The organism is Vicinamibacteria bacterium (assembly GCA_035570235.1).
Taxonomy (GTDB): domain Bacteria; phylum Acidobacteriota; class Vicinamibacteria; order Fen-336; family Fen-336; genus DATMML01.
Genome location: DATMML010000092.1, coordinates 1 through 22,288, shown reverse-complemented (window position 1 = coordinate 22,288; position 22,288 = coordinate 1). Strand labels below are relative to the sequence as shown.

The window sequence follows — 22,288 nt, the reverse complement described above, 5'->3', positions numbered from 1 at the left end:
GGGGGGATGCTACATGGGACCAAGGGCGGCTGCGTCGCCCCCGGCCAGGATGCGGACCAGCTCTTCGTAGAAATAGTTCGTCGACTCACGGACGTGCGTCGCGACCCGGTCGGAGTACATCTGTCGCCCGCGCTCGATGTCCTCCTTGAGCCGCTCGTAGATGTCCTTGTGGCGCCGCCCCTCGTTCACCTTCGACTCGTTGTAAAGCTTGATCTCGCTGACCACGAGGCGGGCGAAGCGCTTGGCGTCCTCGTGGGCTTTCTGGTCATCCGGCGACACCGGGCGCGCGGCCGGTCCGGCCGGGCGAGGCGCGGGCGCGGCGGCGGGCCGGGCGGGCGCGGCGGCCTGCTGTTTCATGGCCGCGAAGCTCTGAGCGCTGAACATCACGGTCGAAGTTCCCTCGCCCTCGGCGGCGGGAGGGGCAGGGGGCGGAGCAGCCGCCCGGGGCACTGGCGCCCGCTCGCGGGCCTCCTCGCCCGCGGCCCGAAGCGCGGCCGCGCGGTCCGTGCTGGAGCCGGTCGTGGCCGTGCCCGTCGCGGGCTTGGGCGCGCCGGAGAGCAGGTCGATATTCTTCCCCGCGAAGGAGACCAGGATCTCGATCAGGTCGGCGTCCGCCGCCGGGATCTCCTCCTGGTAGGAGTCGCAATAGAGGATGGCGGCCAGCTTCTCGCGCAGGATCAGGGGGACGGCCAGAATCCCCTGGGGGTCGCCGGCCAGCCGGGCCAGGGCCTGGGAGGTGCCCGGTGACTGGGTGATGTGACCGCGCAAGGCGTGGCGTGAGTTGTGGACGAGGCGGAAGACGGTGTCCGCGTTCAGGGGCACGTTGATGGACTTGATGACCTCGGGGGGCTGTGCGCCGCGCGCATACCACCCGATCGCGCTCTGACCCTTGACGATGAACATGGCCGCGCGATCCACGTACTGCCCGGCCTCGTTCACGAGATAGGTCAGCACCTCGGAGAGGTTCGCGCCTTTTTCGATTTCCAGGAGGGAGGCCCGAAGGTTGGCGTAGTTCGGTCCAGCGGGGGCGGCGGCCGGGGGCTGGGCGGCGACGACCTCGGCCATGGCGGCCCCGATCTCTTCCTCGTTGATCTTCTCGTCGTAACGGGCCGCCATCTCTTGCAGCTCATCCAGCGAGCGGACCAAGTTTGCCTGGTGTTCGCCGATGAAGCGCTGGATCTCGACGACCCAGTTGGCCATCTGTTGGCTGATGAGCGCGAGGGTCTTTGCCTTAAGGGCGTCTTCTAGGCTCATCTCCACCTCGGCGTATCGCCGATAATCACCGACTTTACGTTGACTTAGACGTTAATTCATTATCCGGCACGTGAAGCGCGCCTGTCAACAGTGGCTCACGGTAGAGTCCCCGTTGGAGCTATCGTCTCCTCTAGTGTGCCGCAGAAACGTCGGCAGAGGAAGCAGATAACCAGCCAATCGCTTCTCCAAGTCTATGAGCGTCTAGCCGCCCGCTTCGGACCCGCCGGATGGTGGCCGGGAGAGACGCCCTTCGAGATCTGCCTGGGCGCGATCCTCACCCAGAACACGTCCTGGGGCAACGCCGAGAAGGCGCTAGCGGTGATGCGCGCCCAGGGCCGGCTCTCCTATCCCCGGCTTCGATCTCTCCCCGTTTCGCGCCTGGCCGTCCTCATTCGCTCGTCAGGCACCTTCAATGTCAAGGCTCGCCGCATCGCTGCCTTCCTCGCCTTTCTGGGCTCGGAGTTCGGGGGGTCGGTGGAGGCCATGAAGGACATGGAACCCGTTGAGCTCCGCGGCAAGCTCCTCGCTGTTCATGGCATTGGCCGCGAGACGGCGGATTCGATCGTGCTCTACGCCGCGGGCCGGCCCCTCTTCGTCGTGGACGCTTACACCCGTCGGGTCTTCAGGCGCCTGGGTTTCCTCCGTGGCGACGAGGCTTACGACGACATCCAACGCGTCTTCATGGAGCGGATGCCCCAGGACGCAGCGCTCTTCAACGACTACCACGCGCAGATCGTGCGCTTGGCCAAGGACTTATGCCGCCCCCGTCCCCGCTGCAGGGAGTGCCCGCTCGACGACCTGTGCCCTAAGCGTGGACTGCGCGGCGAGGGGAAACCCCCCGCCGCCCCGCGAGGCTCGACTATATGATGGACGCGGAGGAGCGTGCTCATGCGCGTCTCGATCGGAGTCATCGCACTGGCCCTGGCCGCCCCCGCCGCCGCCCAGGACTTTTGGGCCCATTGGGGCGACGGTCGGGCCGAACTGAACGGCTATCGCCTCACCCAGCCGAGGTATGGGGCCCCCCGCGCCGGCACCGCCATCCTGATCTACGTGACCGAGGACTTCAGCGACACGGCTAGGGTAAAGGCGGACCCCGGCCGGCATCCGGCCTCGGATGTCTATCCGGTGATGAAACTGAACGCGATCCGACACTTTCAAACCGGGATCTACGACTACAAGGTCATGACATCCACCTTTGCCCGCGTGGCCCCGGCCTGGCCGGTGGCGAAGGTGAGCTTGTCGAGCCAGGAATGGTGCGGCCACACTTACCACCAGCTCCTGCCCCGCGGCGGTAAGGTCGCAGGCACTTTTCACAGCTATTTCGACGGCGAGGCGGATGGAGTGGACGATCTGCCCCTGCCCGCGGGCGGCGTATTCGAAGATGCGCTCCCCATCCTCCTCCGGGGCTGGGAGGGCCCCTACCTGAACCCGGGGGAGACCCGCACTGTGCCGTTCCTGCGCAGCCTTTTTCACGCGCGTTTGGAGCATCGTCCGCTCGTTTGGGGTCGGGCTACGATCAGCCGTGCGGCCGCGGTTTCGGCCGTGAGCGTCCCCGCCGGCCGTCTGCCGGTCACGGCTTGGACGATCGAGGTCGAGGGGGGTGCGAAGTTGACCTTCGCGTTCGAGGCCCAGCCACCCTACCGGCTGGTTCGGCAGACGGGGCCCAACGGCGAGGAAGCGGTGCTGCTGGGTTCGACGCGGCTCGCCTATTGGAAGCTCAACGGCCCCGGCGGAGAGAAGTATGTGAAGGAGCTAGGCTTACACGTCCCTTCTCCATAGCCGCCCGGCCCGTGTTAGACTACAAGATGCGAGACATGGAGGGGGGCGTCACGGTTTCGACGGGAACGGTGACCCCGAGAGATGCAGGTCGAGCGTGCTACCGGCTCGTAAATCCGGTGGAAAGACACAACTGCCAACGATAACTTGGCATTGGCTGCCTAACTAAACCCTAGGCAACCCGCTCTCCCAGGGCCCCGCCCACGGGCTTTGGAAAGAGCGTCATAAAAGTGGGCTGGCCTCGAGCCCTCGGTCCGGGGGCCAAAGGCGAGATCAATCGGACTAGCCGAAGGCGGTTGCGTCCGGCCTTCACGCCGAGGCGAAACTCGAGGTCGGACTAAACCTGTAGAGTCTCTCGCAGGCGCGCTTCCGGACGCGGGTTCGACTCCCGCCGCCTCCACCATACTAATCGCAATAGACTCAATCACTTACCGGATTCAGAACCACTGTGCGTGTCGGCGTCCGCCAAACGTCGGCGGGGGTCTCGACGCTCCACGTGCTTTACTTCCGGCCCTCCGGGCCGTAGCGCCCGTCATGTGGGCGAGTCAGGAGGCCAAGCTACCACGAACCGACGCCGAGTCAGGTCCAATAGCCTTGGGCAGCCTCTGCTCAGTCGCAACCGGCTGCCGGGCGTCGCGTTCGGTCAAGCGCTCCGATGTGAACGATGGGACAAAGCCGCGAAGGAATCGTCCTGGCGCGCCAGCTCCTCGAACTAGGTTGGCGAGGCCGGACAGTGATGAGCGGCGCGGCCCAGAGAGTAACCGGGTGCTGCGTACAGCCCTGATGGGCGGGGGGAGTGCGGGGGTTAGCGTCGCCGACGCTTCGCGTACGGTGGCAGGAGCGTCGGGATCACCTGGCGGCCATGACGACGGTACACGTCGCGAAACTCACTGTCGATCGTTAGCACGACGCAGTCCGAGTGCATCTCAGACATCCGCACGAGGCATGCATCCGCAAGATCCCTCGCATACCGTCTCATAAGCGCCTTCACCGAGGATACTTCCTCCTGGAGCCGGAAGGTCGGCTTGACGACGCCGCGGGCGACGAATTCCAGGATTGCGTCGGGCCCTCCGGCCAGGCCGCGCACTAGGTAGGCCGCTTCCGAGAGGACAGCCTCGCAGGTGAGCAGCGGCGGTGCGAGGGCCCCGAACTGCTCCGCGGCCCAGATGTGGTGGCGATCTCGGCGGTTGAGGAAGGCGACAAGGGGTCCCGTGTCAATAATGACCGTCCTCAACGGCCATAGCCCCTGAGGCGTGACGGGTTCGATGAAAGGTCCGGTGGACCCGTGAGGGACCCTCGAAGATCCCGCGTCAACTCAAGGCAGGAGCTGGCTCGGGAGCCCAGCTCGCGCTCGAGCGTGTCCTCGAGCGCCTCGCGCACGAGAGCTGAGGTACTCACGCCGCGTCTTCGGACCGCGGCAGTGACTCGTGCGGCTAAGCCGGCCGGGACTTTTAGCGTTATCGTGCGCATCCTGTAATACCCTCCAACCATTTTGATAATACCAATAAAATTGGAGGTCGTCTACCTGTGGCGAGCCGCGTGTGTGATACGTGTGTCTTATAGGGTTTTTTATAGGGTGTAGCGTTTCTGGCGTTTCTTGCGCTGCCGTAACTTACGTGGGCTCAACAATACACAAGAACACGACTCCCGCCGCCTCCACCACATTAATCACAATAGAATAAATCACTTAGCGGATTCGGAACCGCTCAGTGCGTCGCGCAGGAATAGCGAATGGCGCCCTTGCGGATCCCAACCGGACGGAGGAGAGTTCCCCCGAGGACCGATGCTCCGGACCAAGGTAGCGATGAGCCTTAACGTGAGGGGAGCGCGGTTGGGAATGCTTCTTGCGCTCGTCACCGCCCTCGCCGCCTGCGGCGGGGGCGGTGACGGCGTCGCGTCGACTCCGATGCCGACGTCCGGGCCCCCAGCCGCCAGCGTCGGTCCGCTCCGCGACGCTGCAACCGGGGCAGGAAAGTGGGTGGGTGCGGCCGTCCAGTCGGGTTACCTTGCCTCGGAGCCCGACTACGTCGCGACCCTCAGCCGGCACTTCAGCTATCTGACCGCCGAATACGAGATGAAGTGGGACCCAATCCAGCGGGAGCAGGGCGTTTTCGACTTCTCGGGAGGTGACGCCATCGTGGCCTTTGCCGAGGCGAACGGCATGAGGGTTAAGGGCCACGCCCTGGTGTGGCACGGCGCCACGCCGCCATGGGTCGGCACCCTGTCGCCCCCTGAGCTTCGGGACGCCATGGCCAACCACATCCGCACCGTCGCAAGCCACTATCGAGGCCATGTGGCCGCCTGGGACGTCGTGAACGAGGCGATCGCCACCGACGGCTCCGGGCTGCGGGATACGGTCTTCTCCCGAGGACTCGGTCCCGACTACATCGCGGCCGCCTTCCGCACGGCCCGCGAAGCGGACCCGGGCGCGCTTCTCTTCTACAACGAGTATGACGCCGAGGGGAAAGGGCTCAAGTCGGACCGCGTCTATGAACTCGTCCAGGGTCTCAAGCAGGGGGGCGTGCCCATCGACGGTGTGGGGATGCAAATGCACGTCGACGCGACTTCGTATCCCCAGCCCGCCGACATCGCCGCCAACATGCAGCGGCTCGCCGCTCTCGGACTCCTGGTCAATATCAGCGAGATGGACGTCAGGATCCGGACTGCCCCCGGAAGCACCGCCCAGCGGCTCGACCTCCAAAAGCACGTGTTCCATGACATTGTGGCCGTCTGCGCGGCTGAGGCCCGCTGCCACGCGGTCACCTTCTGGGGCTTCAGCGACAAGCACTCGTGGATCGACGCTTTCTTCGGCGCCGATAACCCCCTCCTCTTCGATGAGGGCTACCGGGCCAAACCGGCTTTCTTTGGCGTTGAGGACGCCTTCCTAGGGCGTTGAGCCGACCCTCCGTTCTGTCGGTGGGGGGGGCTTCTCGGCGACTCGAAGATCAGGTGCGGTTGTTGCCCGGGTGTCCACCCCAGGGCGACTCCCGGAGCCACCGGGCGAGATCATCGGGCGGCATGGGCCGGCCCATGTAGAAGCCCTGGGCCGCGTCACAGCCGAAGGAGCCCAGGAGGTTGAGGGTGGACTCATCCTCGACGCCCTCCGCCACCACGCTCAGGCCGAGGTTGTGGCCGAGGTCGTTGGTGGAGCGGACGATCGCGGTGTCTTCATCTCCGCGGGCCATGCCCATGACGAACGACTTGTCGATCTTGAGCTCGGAGACGGGCAGGCGGCGCAAATAGGCGAGAGAAGTGTAACCGGTCCCGAAGTCGTCGATGGAGATTCCCACCCCGCTCGACTCCAGGACGCTCAGGATCTCCCCCGCCCGCACCGGATCGGTCATGACCGCGCTCTCCGTCAGCTCCAGCTGCAGGAGTTCGGGCGCCACGCCCCGCGAGGCCAGGAGGCCCGCGACCTGCTCCACGAGCTGGGGATCGTGCAGGTTGCGGGCCGAGAGGTTGACGGCCACCGGGATTCTGGGGCGCTCGCGGGTCCAGGCCTCGCACTGGCTGAGGGCGTGGTCCAGGACCCAGCGCGTGAGGGGCTTGATGAGGCCGCCCTGCTCGGCGAGGGGGATGAACTGGTCGGGGGGGACCATGCCCCTCTTGGGATGCCGCCAGCGCACGAGCGCCTCCGCCCCGACCACCGCTCGCGTCTTCAGGTCCACCTTGGGCTGGTAGTGCAGCACGAGCTGGTCGGCTTCGATGGCGCGTCGCAGCTCGCCGAGCAGAGCGAGGCGCCGCGGGTCGTAGGGGTCGCATTCTGGCGAGTACACCACGCAGCCACCGGTCAAGCGCTTCGCCGCCTGCATGGCCATGTCCGCCCTCTGCAGGAGGATTTCGGCCTCGTCGCCGTGGTCGGGCTGCACGCTGATCCCCACGCTGGCTCCGATCTCGATCGGCAGTCGCTCCACCACGAACGGCTGCTCCAAGGCTTTCAAGACCTTCGCCGCCACCTGCCGGGCCAGGTTCGCGTCCGCTCCCGGGAGGAGGAGGGCAAATTCATCCCCCCGCAGGCGTGCCACCCGGTCCGGCTCGCCCAACACGTCCCCCAGCCGCTCCGCCAGCTCGAGGAGGACGCGGTCCCCGTTTTGGTGCCCGAGAGTGTGGTTGATCTCGCGGAAGCGGTCCACGTTCATGAGGAGCAGGGCCAACGGCTGCCGCTCGCGCCGAGCGTCCAGGATGGCTAGCCGCAGGCGCTCGTGGAGGAGCGCCCCGTTGGGCAGGCCCGTGAGCTGGTCGTGGTAGGTCATGTGACGGATCGTCTCTTCCGCCTGCTTCCGCTCCGTGATGTCGAGGATGAAGCCGCGCACGAACTGGGGCCGGCCGTTGCTGGCGGGGATCAAGCGGCCTTCATCCCGCCACCAAACCACGTGGCCGTCGGGGTCGAGGACCCGGTACTCGGCCAGAAAGGGCTTGTTTGTGGACCAGGCCTGCCGGTACTCGACCAGCACTCGGTCTCGGTCATCAGGGTGAAGGTGCTTCGACCAGGATTCAGGCTCCGCCAGCCATTCGGCGGGGGAGATCCCGATCATGGCTTTGATCTGGGGACTCACGTACATGGTGCTGCCTTTGTCGTCCGCCCAGGCAATGTAGGTGAGGGCAGGAATCTCCTCGACCAGAGTGCGGTACCGCTCCTCGGCTTCGCTCCGCCGGCGGTCGGACTCTCGGCGGGCCCGTCGCTCCTCGGCGTCGCGCAGGCTCCGGTCCACGGCCACGCAGAGCCGACCCAGGTTGCCCTTGACAAGGCAGTCCTGGGCCCCCGCGCGCATCACCGCGACCAGCTCTTCGTCGCTCACCGAGCCGGCGACCACGATCACGGGCAGGTCGCGCTCCTGGGCGTGGAGGATCTCCAGAACCTCGAGCGCTCCGAACTGGGGGAGCTCGTGGTCCGTGACCAGCACGTCCCAGTCTTCGCGGGGCAGGGCGGCAAGGAGCCCGGGCGCCGTCTCCACCCGCGCAAACGCGGGCTCGTAGCCACCGCCGCGGAGGAGCGCTACGATACGGAGCGCGTCCGGCTCGGCATCGTCCACGATGAGGACCCGCAGTGGCTTTCCCATCACAGTGACACGCCCCCGGGTGCCGCAGTCCTATTTAACTGATACGTTTTTCGACAACAGAGTATACGATACTCTCACGCCGAAAGCACCGTCTCGGCAGTTCGGTCCTCACAAGTCTGAGATCGGCCGCAATTTGGCGAGGACCTAAGCCAATCAATTCAGGCTTCCCCCCTCGGGAGTTGATCTCGGGCACAGGAGACCCGTGAGCACGCCCCGACACCCAAAGAAGGCGTACGGGCCCCACCAACCCTTGCCCCGGTAGAGTCCGTTTTGCGAGCATCGCACGGGCGGCCGCCGGAACGGGTCCAAACAAGGAGCACAAACGCCTCCGGGCTCAGAAAGGACACGACGATCGAGCGATGCGTTGGCGCTAGAGGAAAGCTAGACCTCCGCGTGGGGGCGGAAACGGGGCGGCCGCCGGTGCTTCGTGGCGTGCTCGAAAGAGGAGGCCAGTTTCAGCAGCGTCGGCTCGCTCCAGGCCTGTCCCATGAACGAGATCCCGACCGGCAAGCCGGAGATGAAACCGGCGGGCACGCTGATGTTCGGGTAGCCGGCGACCGCGGGATGGGTGGAGCTGCCTCCGGAAAAGTGGTCACCGTTCACGAGGTCGATCACCCAGGCCGGTCCCCCCGTGGGGGCCACGATCGCGTCCAGCCCGTGCCGCCGGATCGTGGCGTCCAGGCCATCCTTGCCGGCGAGTCGCTTGCTCTTTTCCAGGGCCTTGAGGTACGCGGGCGTGGTCAAAGGTCCCTTCGCCTCCGCTTTCACGAGGAGATCCTGGCCGAAGTACGGCAACTCGTCCGAACGGTGGCTATCGTTGTAGGCGATGATGTCGGCGAGGGTTCGGACGGCGATGCGTGGGCCGAGGCCCGCCAGATAGGAGTTGAGATCGGCCTTGAACTCGTAAAGCAGCACTTCGAGTTCGGCCTCCTCGAGCTGGCTGCTGGACGGGAGGTCGGCGGGATCCACCAGCACGGCGCCGCCGCGTTTCATCTCCGCCAGCGCGTCCTCTAGGAGGCGGTCCACGGCCTCGTTGAAGCCGAACATCTTCCGGGCGACGCCGATGCGCGCGCCCCGCAGCCCCTCGGGGTCCAGGAACTTCGTGTAGTCAGGGGCGGCGTGGCCGCGGCTCTTCGCGGTGGCGGTGTCGCGGGGATCCACCCCGGCCAGGACGCCGAGGAGCGCCGCCGCATCCGCCACCGTGCGGCACATGGGGCCCGCGGTGTCCTGGCTGTGGGCGAGCGGGATCATGCCCGCGCGGCTCACCAGCCCGAGCGTGGGCTTGATGCCCACGATCCCGTTGGCCGAGGAGGGGCAGACGATGGAGCCGTCCGTCTCGCTCCCCACCGCCAGCGCGCAAAGGTTTGCCGATACCGCCGCTCCCGAGCCGGAACTGGAGCCGCAGGGGTTGCGGTCGAGAGCGTAGGGGTTCCGACACTGGCCCCCGCGGCCACTCCAGCCGCTGCTGGAGTGGGACGATCGGAAGTTCGCCCACTCGGAAAGGTTGGCTTTTCCGAGGAGAACGGCGCCCGCCTCGCGCAGTCGCTTCGCCAGGAAGGAGTCCTCGGCCGAGTAACTACCGGCGAGGGCCAAGGATCCGGCCGTGGTCATCATCCGGTCCCCGGTACCAATGTTGTCTTTCAGGAGGACGGGGATGCCGTGCAGGGGGCCGCGGGCACCCTTCGCCTTCCGCTCCTCATCCAAGGCGGCCGCGATGGCGAGGGCATCGGGGTTTGTCTCCAGGACGGAACGCAGGGCAGGGCCTTGGCGGTCCAGCCCTTCGATGCGCGCAAGGTACGCCTCGGTGAGAGCGCGGGCGGTGAGGGCACCCGACTGCATCCGTTCCTGGAGCGTGGCGATGGTAGCCTCCTCCAGCTCGAAGGGGGCGGGTTCCGCGGGGGGGGGAGCCGGCTCCCCGGAGCCTGAACGGGCCGAGCCCGTCACCGCCGCCGCCACGCCCCCCAAGGCGCCGTAGCGTAAGAAGGTCCTCCGACCCAGGGTTCGCGCTTCCTCGCCGCCCGCTTGATTCCCGCTCATGAGCTTCTCCTCGATGGCTTCCGCCTGTCGATCGTGGCCTGAATTGAAGTCCGGGCTCTCACGCCGCCCCGGGGTGGACGCGACAGGGTGCTCCCGCCGTCGGGACTCGATTGACCCTTCCGGCCGGGCTTTTCGGCTTTGATCTCCCTTGCCGGAATCATACCGCGGGAGCACCCGTTGACGGCGGGTGGTCGGGGGGTGTCCAATCGTGAGCGGCCCGCACCGCCCATGACGAAGTTCATATCCCTGGACGACCGCCTTTACGCCTACGTGCTCGCCCACCGCACGCCGGACGACGGCCTTCTCCGGGAGCTGCGCGCGGACACCGCCGCCTTGGGCTCCCGAGCCCGCATGCAGATCGCGGCCGATCAGGGCACGCTGCTGACGGTGCTGGTCGCGGCCATAGGCGCGCGTCGGGCCCTCGAGGTGGGCACCTTCACCGGGTACAGTTCGCTCTGTATCGCCCGCGGCCTGGGCCCGGAGGGTCGGCTGCTGGCCTGCGACGTGAGCGAGGAATGGACCGCGATCGCGCGCCGATATTGGGCCCGCGCCGGCCTCAGTGAGCGGATCGAGCTGCGCCTGGGGCCGGCTGCGGAGACCCTACGATCCCTTCCCCTGGAGCCGCCCTTCGACTTCGTCTTCATCGACGCGGACAAGACGAGCTACCTCACGTACTACGAGGAGAGCCTGCGTCGCTTGCGACCGCGCGGGCTCATCGCCGTCGACAACGTCCTCTGGAGCGGCGAGGTCGTCCGGCCGGACGCCCAGGATGAGGACACCCGCGCCATACGGGCCTTCAACGACTTCGTGGCCTCCGATATCCGCGTGCGGTCCGTGATGATTCCCGTGGCCGACGGCCTGACCCTCGTTCAGAAGCTGGACTAAGGGCTCGGCCGAGCCCAGGGACCGCACTGACCTGGGGCTTCGACCAAGGGTCGGGAGAACGCGACCCGCCTGGCGCCTAGGCCTTCATGACGCCCGGGAAGCGCGCGGGGCTTCCGCTGCGGCCCGGGAACACGGAGGCCAAGCTCCTGGCCCCCAGATGGCGGGTCAGGACCTCGCCCAGAAGGTCTCGGAAGTCCGTGGTGATAGCCAGGTCGCGGCCCTCGTAGAGTCGGTCCGGGGAGAGTCCCGGCCAGCGCCCGTGGACCTTCCCGCCCCGGACGCGCCCCCCCATCACGAACGACACGCTAGCGTGGCCGTGGTCGGTCCCGCGGTTGCCGTTCTCGCGGACGGTTCGCCCGAACTCCGTCATGGTCACGACCACCACGTCCTGCATGCGGTCGCCCAAGTCCTGGTGGAGCGCGGCCAACGCGGAGCCGAAGTCGCGCAAGCGGTTGGCGAGCTGGCCCTGGACCCCTCCCTCGGCCGCATGGTGGTCCCAGCCGCCCACCTCCGTGAAGGCCATCTCCACGCCGACATCCGCCTTCAGGAGCTGGGCGATTTGCCGGAGGCTGTCACCGTAAGGCCCGCGCGGGTATTGGACCCCTTCCGCCGGCTGGTACTTTGCGGCGTCCGTTTTCTTGAGGAACTGGATGGCCTCGAAGGCCTCCTGGCCGGTTCCGTGCAGAGTATCGTGGACGGCGCCCGCGTACATTTCCTCGAATCCCCTTCCCACCGCGGGGCCCGCGGCGGGCCTCAGGCCGAAGTCCCGGATGTTGGCCAGGGCCACGGCCGGGTATTTGCCCGCGAGCGAGCGGGGCAAGGTGGGGGTGAGGGCGATGGCGCGCAGAGGTGTCGACTCAGGGTCGGGGGTGGCCTGGAGGCAACGGTTCATCCAGCCATCCTCGGTGGCCTTGCGGCCCGGGGTGCCGGACTCCATGAAGTCCTGAGCGTCGAAATGAGACCGGGTGCCGTCGGGGCTACCGATGGCCTGGACCGCGGCCAGGTCGCCCCTCCGCCACAGCGGCATCAGCGGCTCGAGCGCGGGGTGGAGGCCGAAGAAGCCGTCCAGATCCAGGGCCGCATCCGTCCCCCCGGCTTTCGGCGGGGGGACGGCGATAGTGGGCCGCAGCACGCGGTATGCGTGCTCGCCGTAGGGAATCACGGTATTGAGCCCGTCGCAGGCTCCGCGCTGGAAGACAACGACCAGCGTCTTCTTCTGTTTCGCTCCTTGCGCGGCCTGGACCGAGCGCAGCAGAACGTGCGGGACCGCACCGAAAGAAACCAGGGCCAGGCCCGAAGACTTGAGGAAGACCCGTCGCGTGAGCATGCCTATCTCCTCTGGAACTCTGGGCTGCCCAGGACGAGCCCGGCCACGCGGGCGGGGTCAAGCCCGAGCCCCGCCTCGCCCTCCACGGCCTTGCGCGTGGCCTCGGAGAGGCCGGCGGGGACGAGTCGTGCGGCCATGGAGTCGGCCAGGGCCTTTTCGTCCGGCCCTGCGGGAGCCAGGCCCGCGGCATCCACCGTGACCCCCCGGATGCGGCCTCCCGCGAGGTCGAGGGCGAAATTCAGCCGCGCCACGAGTCCGCTCGTGGAGACCCAGGCCTCGGCGGTGTCCTTGTAGCCGGTGGGGGGCGCTTGCATGTAGAGGGGCATGCCCATGGCCGCGATGCGTCGGGCCAGCTCGGTAGCGTCCTCGACCCGCGCCCCCGCCACCCGCGCCGCGCTCACCACGAACTCCAGGGGGGTCTTGATTTTGGCCGCCCGGGCCTCCGGAGCCAAGAACTCGGGGGAGGTCACGATGGTCCGCACCACCTCGCGGATGTTGCCGTCGGTCTGCCGGAAGGTCGCGGCGGCCCGGTCCACCAGGGCGGCCGGCGGATCGTCGGCCACGAACCGACGGCAGAGCTTCGTGGAGATGAACGTTGCCGTGGAGGGGTGAGTGGCGAGGATGTGGATGACCCTGCGGGCCTCCTCCTGACCGCCGCCCCCGAAGATCCTCTGTCCGAGCACGAGCTTCTCGCCGTGGTCGTGAATGCGGTCATCAAAGGTGAACTCGGGGTTCTGCTGGCGGAGGCCGCGGATCGTCCAGCCCGTGAAGCAGCGGGCGACCTCCGTCACGTCCTTCTGGGTATAGCCCCCGTCCACGCCCAGCGTGTGCAGTTCCATGATCTCGCGGGCGTAGTTCTCGTTGAGGCCCCGCTTGGGGCGCTGCCCCGGCTGCGCGGGCCCGCCGAAGCCGCCGGGCCGGAGGTAGCGTCCGCGAGCCCGTCCGGGCGGGGGCGCGTTGGGGTCGGCGGAGAGCCAGTTGTCGAGATAGAAGAGCATGGCCGGGCTCTCGGCGGTGGCCAGGAGCAGGTCCTCGAAGCGGCCCCAGGCCCGCGGCCGGATGACGTCCCGCTCGTACTCCCCGATCAGGAAGCGCTCGGGGCCCTTCTGCGCGAAGACGTTGAAGTGGTTCATCCAGAAATCGACCAGGACTTCATCGAGCTGTCGCTCGCTGTAGAGCGCGCGGAGGACCTTGGCCTCCTGTAGCTCATCCAGCACCTGGCGGGGACTGCCCTCCATCTGTGGAGCGTACTTCTTCATGAGGTCACGACGTGCCTGCTTCTGCTCCTCCTCGCCGGCCTTCTCCAGCTCCGCCCGGGCCTTCGCCGCCGCCTGCCGGGCCTCGGGCGGGATCTCGTAGCCCTTGAGGAGCTCCTTTGTGGAGAGGCCGACCGTCTTGAGGGGCGCCAGGCGGGCGGCCATCGCGCGGTCGGGAACGCCATCGGGGCGCAGCTGGTCCTCGATCCATCTCTTGACGCCCACGACCCTGAGCGTCTCGAGATCACGCGGCCGGGGTCCGTAACCCAGCCTGTTCAGGACATGGACGAGGGCGGCCTCATCCGTAGGCGCGGCGTGGAGGCCACCCGGGCTCAAAAAGGTGAGGCTCAGGATCAGGCTTGCCGCGCCTCGAAGGGTCAGCTGGCCACTCTTCCTCTTCACTCTCTATTGGACCCGGCCGGAGAGGGGGGGGTTGAACCCCACCCCGGCCTTGCGTGGCTGTGCATTTTTCCTTAGAATGCAAGATGTTACCTCGCGTCGGTTAAGGGAGGTTCTTCCATCCTGAAGACGTGGCTGCGGGCCGTGGTACTGATCGCCCTAGCGTCCCCCAACCTGGCCGCCGGCCCGGGACCCATCGTCGTCCTCACCGAAGGCCAAAGACGGGAAATTCTGGCCGTGGCCCGGGGGGACGTGGAACTGCTGCCTCTCGACCAGGTGCTCGTCGGCCTGGGCATCTCCGTGCAGAGCGATCCCGCGGGCGGGGCCGTCACCCTCAGCTTCCAGAAGCACGAGGTGAGCCTTTATAACAAGAAGAGCCTGGCCTCCGTGGACGGGGACCTGCGGCTGCTCTCGGCGGCGGTGGTGCTCGAGGAAGGGAAGTGGCTGGTGCCCGTGGACTCCATCCCGCGCCTGCTCGGTCCCCTCCTCGGCCGGCGCGCGGAGTGGCGCCCGGCCTCGCGCGTCCTCGTCCTCGGAAACGTGAGCATCCCCCACATCGGGGTCAGCACCTTCGTCTCCGGGGACGTGGCCCGGGTGGTTTTGGAGGCGAGCGAGAAGGTCCCCTTTCGCGTCCTCCAGGAGGAAGGACGAGTGACGGTGGGGATCTCCCGCGACCTCGTGGACGTGGGCTTCCAGCAGCAGCGCCTCACGGGCGGGATCGTGGACCTCGTCCAGTTCGTGGGGGGCCGGGAGAACCTCTTCGCGGTCACGCTGGGCCGCCGCTTCCAGCACCTGAAGGCCGCGGAACAGGAGTCCCCGGTTCGGCTGGTCCTCGAGTTCGAGGGCCCGCCCCTTCCCGCACCCCGCGCCTCCGCCTCCGCCCCCGCGCCCCGACCCACCCCCACTCCCGAGCCCACCACCGTCCGCACCGTGGTCATCGACGCCGGGCACGGTGGACAGGAGGTCGGGGCCCAGGGACCGGGGGGGACCTTGGAGAAGGACGTCACCCTGGCTCTGGCGCGCAAGCTGCGCGCGCAGATCGTGAACAACCTCGGGCTTCAAGTTTTCCTCACCCGGGAAAAGGACGAGGAGTTGGGGCTCGACGAGCGGACCGCCATCGCCAACAACTACAAGGCCGACCTGTTCGTTTCCATCCATGCCAACGCCAGCCACAGCCACGGGGCGAACGGCAGCGAGGTCTATTTCCTCTCGTATCAGGCGAGCGACGAGGAGGGCCGTCGCATGGCCCGCACGGAGGGGGAGGCGGTGCCCGCTTCGGGGGCTCCCCCCGGATCGGACCTGGCCCTGATCCTCTGGGACATGGCCCAGGCCGAGCACCTGGAGGAGTCGTCGACCCTCGCCTCGCGCATACAGGAGGAGCTGGCGGTGGTGACGGGGAGCCAGGGTCGGGGGGTGAAGCAGGCCCCCTTCCGGGTCCTGGTGGGGGCCGCCATGCCCGCCGTCCTCGTGGAGGTGGCGTTCATCAGCAACCCCGAAGAGGAGAAGCTGCTGGGCTCCGAGACCTACCAGAGCAAGGTGGCGGGGGCGCTGATGCGGGGCGTGGCCCGCTACGAGCAGGAGCGCACGGCCCGGACCACCTTCTCCCGGCCTTCGGCCCGAGCCGGCCAGTAGCGAGAACGGCGAGGCCGCACCCATGACTCCCCGGCGGGCGAACCTCCTGACCGCGGCTGGACTCCTCGCCTTGATGGCGCTGGTGCCGCTGACCGCTCCCCGCTGGGCTCGCCTTCTGCGCCAGCCTCTGACCGCGTTGGTGGAAGAGGAGTCGCCGGCGGCGACCCCGCTCACGCCCGCCGCGCCCCGCCCCCCGGAGGTAGAGGCCCAGCGGCGCATCAGCGTCCGCATCTACTTCGAAGCCGGGGATCGATTCGGGCTCGTCCCCGAGGAGCGCTCGGTGCCGTTCTCGAGCGACCTTTCCGGCCAGATCCGGTCGGTGGTGGAAGAGCTCATCCACGGCTCCTCCACGGGCCTGCTTCCCCCGCTGGCCCCGCAAGTCAAGGTTCTCGAGGTCTTCGTCTCCGCCCGCGGCGTGGCCTACGTGAATCTGTCCAAGGAAGTCTCGGCGGGGCTCCAGGGAGGCTCCCGGGCCGAGCTGCTGACCGTCTACGCCGTGGTCAACTCCATCACCGCGAACTTTCCCGCCATCAAGCGCGTGCAGATCCTCGTGGATGACCGGCCGGTGCCCACCTTGGCCGGGCACGTGGATCTGTCGCGACCGCTGCCGCCCGACATGACCTTCGTGGCCCTCCCCTCATCACCGTCTCCGTCGTCTGCGGCTTCGCCGGCGGCGGCCCCCCACGTCGCGGCGGGGGTTCGTTCATGAGGGGGGGCCTGGGCATCGCCGCCATCGCGCTTGGCCTCTGCGGCGCGACCCCCACCCCCAGCCCCCTGGCCGAGGCCGAGCGCCTGGCCGAGGAGGCGGCGGGCTTCGCCGCCGCCCGGCCCGAGGCTGCCCTCGCCCAGGCCCGGAGGGCGCTCGTCCTGGGCGCCGATTTCGAGCCCACCTCTTTCGTGAAGGCCGGCCGCAAGGGAGAAGTGGTGGAAGACGCCTACGTGGCCGCGCGTGACGAGTATCGCCGGCACCGGGCCAAGCTCTACGAGGGGGTCGGAATCTGTCTGGCCGCCCAGGGGCAGAATGCCGCCGCGCTTCGCTACCGGCGGCGCGCCTCTCTCTTGGACCCCCAGCCGGAGCGCGTGTTTGCGCTCGCCCGGGCCCTTATCGGCCTCGGCCAGGGCTCGGCGGCCCTCGAAGCCCTCGAGAAGACGGGGGCCGCGGGGGCCGGTTTGCCTGGGGCGGCCCTTAAGCTTCTCGAACAGGCGGTGGATCTGGCCGGCTTGCCCAGCGCACAGGTGGAGCTCGACCGGTGGCGCCTGCTCGCCCTCTCGCCGGGCTCGGTCGAGTATCGGGATGGGCCCTTCCCCCTGCCCGAGGGGACGCGCCTCTCCACGCTCCCCGTGTTCCATCTCGAGGAGGTGGAGCGCAACGTGCTTTACGTGGCGGAGCCGTACTGCCGCAACTGCTCGGCGGACCTGGAGGTGCTGAAGCGCTCCGTCCGCCCTGAGGTGCGGGTTCTCGCGATTCCCGAGCAGCCCGACCAGGATCAGGCCTTGCGCCAGGTCCTCGCCCTCTACCGCTATAACTGGCCCCTCGTGCTGGGGCGGGGCGTGGCCGCGGCCTTGCGTCTGACCGCCCGCTCGACCCTGGTGGTGGCCCGGGGGGGCTGGGCGGGTGCGGCTCTGAAGCCTCCGCCCGGATCTGTGCTCGCCTCGGTGCTGACCGTGTTCGAGAAGGTCGATGTCCGGGAGACGGTGCCGCGTCCGACCTGGAACCATCGGCCGGTCGTGCGGCGACCGGCGGCCCCCGCCCCTGGCCTCCTGGCCGAGGGTCTGGCCCCCGGCGAGGACGAGCCCGCTCCCGAGGGGTTCCTGGCCGCCGTCAACGCCTTCCGCGCCGGACATCCGGGCGAGGCCCTTCGCCTCTTCGAGGCCCTGGAGGCCAAGGGAGACGGATGGCTGCTGCCTCCCGAGGCTCGTCTGGACCGCGCGCTCTGCCTGGCCGCCCTCGGCCGTCGCGAGGAGGCCCGCCGGCTTCTCCTGCGCACGGGGGATAGCCGGTTCCAGGAAGCCGTGGACCGTGCTCTGGAGAAGGTGGGCTCGAAGTAGCATTCCCGCCGGCCGTCAGATAGAGTCGGGCCTTTCATTAGGAGGCACCATGGCCCAAGCCGTCTCGCGCGCCATCATCGAAACCAAATTCGGGGAGATCGAACTCGAATTCCTGCCCGAGAAGGCTCCCGGCCACGTGAAGAACTTCTTGGACCTCGCGCGCAAGGGCTTCTACAACGGCACCACTTTCCACCGCGTGATCCCCGGCTTCATGATCCAGGGGGGCGATCCGAACACCAAGGACCATCAGGCGCCCCGCGACCGCCACGGCACGGGCGGCCCTGGGTATACGATCAAGGCCGAGTTCAACGACACTGCGCACAAGCGTGGGGTGGTGTCCATGGCCCGCGCCCAGAGCCCGGACAGCGCGGGGTGCCAGTTCTTCATCTGCGTGGCCGACTCCGGTTTTCTGGACCGCCAGTACACGGCCTTCGGTCGGGTGTTGCGGGGGCTGGACGTGGCGGACAAGATCGTGAGCGCCCCCCGCGATCAGCGGGACAACCCGAAAGATCGGATCGACATCCAGGTCCGGATCATCGAATAACCGCGGATCGCGCGACTCCACCCTGGGATCGGAACCGCGCCTCCAGCGTGGACGGCCGCGGGCGGGCGGTCCGGGAGGCGTTCCAAGGGGATGACGGAGATCGAGGTCAAGCTCCGGGTCGCCGGGGCCGACGTCGCCCGGGCGGCGGTCGCTCGCTTGGGGGCGGTGCTCGCCTGGCCGCGCCACTTTGAGGACAACCTCCTTCTTGACGACGCCCGGGGCTCCCTGCGCGAGGCGGGCTCGGTCCTGCGCTTGCGCCGCACTCCCGCGGGCGGCTTTCTGACCTTCAAGGGGCCGCGCTACCTCGAGGAGGGGCTGAAGAGCCGCGAGGAAGTCGAGGCCCCGGTTGCGGACGCCGATGCTTTGCAAGCAGTCCTGGAGCGGCTGGGATTCCGGTCTGTCTTCCGCTATCAGAAATACCGGGAGACGTATGCCTGGCGGGGCCAGGAAATCGTGATCGACGAGACGCCCATCGGCACGTTCTTCGAGATCGAAGGCGACGTCGCGGGGATCCAGGCCGCGGCCGGCAGCCTCGGCTACCGCCCCGCTGACTACCTCACCGATTCCTATGTGGGCCTCTTTTTCGCCGGAGGCGGAAGGGGGGACATGGTGTTTTCCAAGTGACGGGACCCCGGGGCCCGGGGATTCACGCTCGCCCGCGTGTCGCTCGTGCGCGCGCGGATGCTCCGCGGGCGGCACCGCCCCGACCTGCGGCATGAAGGCCGTGGTGCTGGCCGCCGGTCTTGGCCTGCGTATGCGCCCGCTCACCCGGCGACGCGCCAAGCCCGTCCTTCCCGTGCTTAACCGCCCGTTGCTGCATTGGACTCTGGAGCTCCTGGCTCGCCAGGGCGTGACCGAGTGCCTGGTCAACCTGCACCACCGGCCGGAAAGCGTGGTCGCCGCGGTGGGTGATGGCCGGCAGCTGGGCCTCCGCGTCCGCTACTCGCACGAGCGACGGATCCTGGGGACGGGAGGGGGGCCCCGCAAGGTCCGTGACCTCCTCGGGGACGAGCCCTTTCTGCTCGTGAACGGGGACGTGCTCTTCGATTTCGACCTCGCGCGCTTGCTCGGGCGTCACCGAGCGGCGGGGGCGCAGGCCACCCTGGCTCTGAAAAGGAACCCCGATCCGGGCACCTACGGCCCGGTGGTGACGGGGCCGGGGGGCTGGGTTCGCTCCGTGGCCGGACTCCCCCGGCCGGCCCGGGGGATGGTGTCGCTCTTCACCGGCATCCACGTTCTCGAGGCCGGGCTCCTCGACCGGCTGCCTCCGGGGCGGTCCGAGATTGTGCCCGACCTGTACGCGCCGCTCCTGGCGGAAGGGGGCCGCGTGCTCGGGGTGCGCGTGGGGGGCGCATGGTACGATCTCGGACGCCCATCGTTGTACCTTGCGTCGCAGCTCCGAATGCTGGCCCTCCTCCGCGGCCGGGGTGGGTCGCTCATCCACCCCCGGGCCCGGGTGAGCGTCCGGGCCCGGGTGGCGTCGTCGGTGGTCGGGGCGCGGTCGGTAGTGGAGCCGGGTGCGAGCCTGAGCGGGAGCGTTCTCTGGGAGGGCACGCGCGTGGGCCCTGGGGCGGTGGTGCGCGGCTCTATTCTGACCGAGGGGGTCCGGGTGGCAGCAGGCGAGCGCATCCTGCACCGGGTGGCCGTGGATCGGCTCCGGAGGGAGATGACGTGACGGAAGGGGGTGCGTTGGCGACGACGGGAAGGGCGGAAGCCGGCTCGGAGCCGGAGGAGGCGATGCGCCTCATCCGTGGCTTCCTGGCCGACCGGATGGGAGCCTCCGCGGCCGGCGTCGTTGTCGTCCCGCTCTCCGGCGACGCCTCCACGCGCCGCTATTTCCGCTTACGAGAGGGCGAGCGTACAACGGTCCTCGCGCTATATCCCGAGCCCTTCGTGGCGGAGGAGTCGACCTTCGTGGCCGTCCACCGCTTGCTGGTCGACTTTGGACTCCCCGTCCCCGAGATTCTGGATGAGGACGGCAGGCGGGGGATTCTTCTCCTCGAAGACCTGGGGGACTTGACCCTGCAGGAGGTGCTGAAAACCGCGTCTCTCGCCCGTCGGGAGGAGCTCTACCGGCAGGCGGTGGAGGGGCTGGTCGTCCTCCAACGCGAGGCCGCGCGGGGCGCAAAGAGCGGGGCCTGCTTCCAGATCGCCTTCGACCTTGAGAAGTTGACCTGGGAATTGCACTACTTCCTGAAGCACTTTCTCGAAGGCTTCCGTCAGCGGAACCTCTCGGTGGAGGACCGAGCCCTCCTGGCCGAGCATTTCCACCGCCTGGCCGAAGATATCGCCTCCTGGCCGCGAGTTCTTTGCCACCGCGACTTCCACAGCCGCAACCTCATGCTCCACCAGGGATCCTTGGTCTGGATCGACTTCCAGGACGCGCGCCTGGGCCCCATGAGCTACGACCTGGCCTCACTCCTCCGCGACTCCTACGTGGACCTCGATGAGGGCTTCGTGGCGGAACGGGCGGAGGAGTTCCGGCAAATGACGGCCCCAGAGGAGCCGCGGGACGCCTTCCACCGGCGTTTCGAGCTCATGTCCGTGCAGAGGAACCTGAAAGCACTGGGTACCTTCGGCTTCATGGCCACCATGCGCAGCAACCCGGTCTATCTGCCCTACATCGCGGGGACCTTGGCCCACGCGCGCCGCAACCTCTCGCGGCATCCGGAACTTCAGGGCTTGTGGCGCGTTCTCGCCCGCCACCTCGAGGAGCTCACCTAGATGGGGTGGACGAGGATCGCTGACTTCCGCGCGGAGGTGGGCCAGGAGGTACAGGTCCGGGGCTGGCTGCACAACAAGCGGTCCAGCGGCAAGTTGCAGTTCCTGATCGTCCGCGACGGGAGCGGCTTTGCCCAGGCGGTGCTGGCCCGGGCGGCGGTGCCCCCAGCGGCCTGGGAAGCGGCGGAGAAGGCGGGCCAGGAGTCCGCGCTGGAGCTCCGGGGCAAGGTCAGGGAAGACAAGCGCGCCCCCGGGGGCTTCGAGGTGGAGGTGAGCGATCTCAGCGTGCTCCACGCCACCCACGACTACCCGATCACCCCCAAGGAGCACGGCACCGCGTTCCTGATGGAGAACCGGCACCTGTGGATCCGGTCCCCGCGGCAGCACGCCATCCTCCGCGTTCGGCATACGGTGATCAAGGCCACCCGCGACTTCCTCGATGACCAGGGCTACACGCTCGTGGACACTCCCATATTCACCCCCGCCGCCTGCGAGGGCACGACGACGCTTTTCGCCGTTCCCTACTTCGACGAGGGCACCGCCTACCTCACCCAAAGCGGCCAGCTCTACAGCGAGGCCACCGTGGCCGCCCACGGCAAGGTCTACTGCTTCGGCCCCACCTTCCGGGCCGAGAAGTCCAAGACCCGGCGGCACCTCACCGAGTTCTGGATGGTGGAGCCGGAGATAGCCTTCGCACACCTCGAGGACGCGGTCCGGCTCGCGGAGGATCTCATCTGCCACGTGGTGGCCCGCGTCCTGGATGCGCGTCAGGAAGAACTAAAGACGCTGGAGCGGGACCCCGGAAAGCTACAGAACGTGAAGGCGCCCTTCCCCCGCCTCCACTACGACGACGCCATCAAGTTAATCCAGGCCAAGGGCTCATCGACCGCCTGGGGAAGCGATTTTGGGGGCACCGATGAAACCATCATTGCCGAGGCCCACGACCGGCCGGTGGTCGTGCACCGCTTCCCGGCGGCCATAAAGGCCTTCTACATGGCCTCCGACCCCGACCGGCCGGAGCTCAGCCTCTCTGCCGATGTGCTGGCCCCCGAAGGCTACGGCGAGATCGTGGGAGGAGGGGAGCGCCTAGCGGATGGAGAACAGCTCCTGAAGCGCATCCACGAGCATCAGCTGCCGGAGGAATCCCTGCGGTGGTATCTCGATCTCCGGAAGTACGGGAGTGTTCCCCACGCCGGTTTCGGAATGGGTATAGAGCGTCTGGTCACCTGGCTCTGTGGCCTTGAGCATCTCCGGGAGACCATAGCCTTTCCTCGGATGCTGTACCGGATCTATCCGTAAGAGCTCGATCTCGAAGCTCTTTCCGTCTCGTCATCTTCTGGGCTGGGGA

General features: G+C 68.1%; 18 protein-coding genes and 1 other RNA gene. 13 read left to right on the top strand and 6 right to left on the bottom strand.

Annotated features, from left to right (window positions below; all coding sequences use genetic code 11):
* Window positions 1-9: 9 nt before the first annotated feature.
* A complete protein-coding gene (locus VN461_17510) occupies window positions 10-1,254 on the bottom strand; it encodes a hypothetical protein (protein ID HXB56573.1) in 1,245 nt (414 codons plus the stop codon).
* 135 nt (window positions 1,255-1,389) lie between these two features.
* Here VN461_17510 and VN461_17505 point away from each other — a divergent pair, with 135 nt between their 5' ends.
* From VN461_17505 to ssrA, 3 genes are all read left to right on the top strand, one after another.
* Complete coding sequence (locus tag VN461_17505; protein ID HXB56572.1) at window positions 1,390-2,121, top strand: endonuclease III domain-containing protein; 732 nt, start codon at window positions 1,390-1,392, stop codon at window positions 2,119-2,121.
* 21 nt (window positions 2,122-2,142) lie between these two features.
* The gene (locus VN461_17500) at window positions 2,143-3,033 is read left to right on the top strand and encodes a hypothetical protein (protein HXB56571.1); all 891 of its coding nucleotides are present in this window, start codon (window positions 2,143-2,145) and stop codon (window positions 3,031-3,033) included.
* Window positions 3,034-3,074: 41 nt separating this feature from the next.
* Window positions 3,075-3,433: a transfer-messenger RNA gene (gene ssrA, locus VN461_17495) on the top strand.
* Window positions 3,434-3,835: 402 nt separating this feature from the next.
* Here the strand turns inward: ssrA and VN461_17490 are convergent.
* A complete protein-coding gene (locus tag VN461_17490; GenBank protein ID HXB56570.1) occupies window positions 3,836-4,264 on the bottom strand; it encodes a type II toxin-antitoxin system VapC family toxin in 429 nt (142 codons plus the stop codon).
* A gap of 603 nt (window positions 4,265-4,867) precedes the next feature.
* Between VN461_17490 and VN461_17485 the strand changes: the two genes are divergently transcribed.
* A complete protein-coding gene (locus VN461_17485) occupies window positions 4,868-5,926 on the top strand; it encodes an endo-1,4-beta-xylanase (GenBank protein ID HXB56569.1) in 1,059 nt (352 codons plus the stop codon).
* Between the two features lie 49 nt (window positions 5,927-5,975).
* Here the strand turns inward: VN461_17485 and VN461_17480 are convergent, their stop codons facing one another.
* A complete protein-coding gene (locus tag VN461_17480) occupies window positions 5,976-8,090 on the bottom strand; it encodes an EAL domain-containing protein (GenBank protein HXB56568.1) in 2,115 nt (704 codons plus the stop codon).
* 381 nt (window positions 8,091-8,471) lie between these two features.
* Window positions 8,472-10,127 carry an amidase gene (locus VN461_17475; GenBank protein ID HXB56567.1) on the bottom strand — a complete coding sequence of 552 codons (1,656 nt, stop codon included), beginning with the start codon at window positions 10,125-10,127 and terminating at the stop codon, window positions 8,472-8,474.
* A gap of 228 nt (window positions 10,128-10,355) precedes the next feature.
* Between VN461_17475 and VN461_17470 the strand changes: the two genes are divergently transcribed.
* Window positions 10,356-11,012, top strand: coding sequence for a class I SAM-dependent methyltransferase (locus tag VN461_17470; protein HXB56566.1), 657 nt, complete (start codon window positions 10,356-10,358; stop codon window positions 11,010-11,012).
* Window positions 11,013-11,088: 76 nt separating this feature from the next.
* Here VN461_17470 and VN461_17465 read toward each other — a convergent pair whose 3' ends face one another.
* Window positions 11,089-12,339, bottom strand: coding sequence for a DUF1501 domain-containing protein (locus VN461_17465; GenBank protein HXB56565.1), 1,251 nt, complete (start codon window positions 12,337-12,339; stop codon window positions 11,089-11,091).
* 2 nt (window positions 12,340-12,341) lie between these two features.
* The gene (locus VN461_17460) at window positions 12,342-13,997 is read right to left on the bottom strand and encodes a DUF1800 domain-containing protein (GenBank protein HXB56564.1); all 1,656 of its coding nucleotides are present in this window, start codon (window positions 13,995-13,997) and stop codon (window positions 12,342-12,344) included.
* 141 nt (window positions 13,998-14,138) lie between these two features.
* Here VN461_17460 and VN461_17455 point away from each other — a divergent pair, with 141 nt between their 5' ends.
* From VN461_17455 to asnS, 8 genes are all read left to right on the top strand, one after another.
* Window positions 14,139-15,626: an N-acetylmuramoyl-L-alanine amidase gene (locus VN461_17455; GenBank protein ID HXB56563.1), complete on the top strand. Its 1,488-nt coding sequence runs from the start codon at window positions 14,139-14,141 to the stop codon at window positions 15,624-15,626.
* A 22-nt stretch (window positions 15,627-15,648) separates the two neighbouring features.
* Window positions 15,649-16,335, top strand: a complete 687-nt coding sequence (locus tag VN461_17450; protein ID HXB56562.1) for a GerMN domain-containing protein — start codon at window positions 15,649-15,651, stop codon at window positions 16,333-16,335.
* Complete coding sequence (locus VN461_17445; protein HXB56561.1) at window positions 16,332-17,675, top strand: tetratricopeptide repeat protein; 1,344 nt, start codon at window positions 16,332-16,334, stop codon at window positions 17,673-17,675. Before VN461_17450 ends, VN461_17445 begins: the two co-directional genes overlap by 4 nt.
* 49 nt (window positions 17,676-17,724) lie before the next feature.
* Window positions 17,725-18,219, top strand: coding sequence for a peptidylprolyl isomerase (locus tag VN461_17440; GenBank protein ID HXB56560.1), 495 nt, complete (start codon window positions 17,725-17,727; stop codon window positions 18,217-18,219).
* Window positions 18,220-18,309: 90 nt separating this feature from the next.
* Window positions 18,310-18,843 (top strand): class IV adenylate cyclase, encoded by a 534-nt coding sequence (gene cyaB, locus VN461_17435; protein HXB56559.1) that lies wholly within the window; start codon window positions 18,310-18,312, stop codon window positions 18,841-18,843.
* Window positions 18,844-18,934: 91 nt separating this feature from the next.
* Window positions 18,935-19,894, top strand: a complete 960-nt coding sequence (locus tag VN461_17430) for an NDP-sugar synthase (GenBank protein HXB56558.1) — start codon at window positions 18,935-18,937, stop codon at window positions 19,892-19,894.
* Window positions 19,891-20,943, top strand: coding sequence for a phosphotransferase (locus VN461_17425; GenBank protein ID HXB56557.1), 1,053 nt, complete (start codon window positions 19,891-19,893; stop codon window positions 20,941-20,943). The genes VN461_17430 and VN461_17425 overlap by 4 nt, the downstream gene beginning before the upstream one ends.
* Window positions 20,944-22,239, top strand: a complete 1,296-nt coding sequence (gene asnS, locus VN461_17420) for an asparagine--tRNA ligase (protein HXB56556.1) — start codon at window positions 20,944-20,946, stop codon at window positions 22,237-22,239.
* Window positions 22,240-22,288 lie beyond the last annotated feature (49 nt).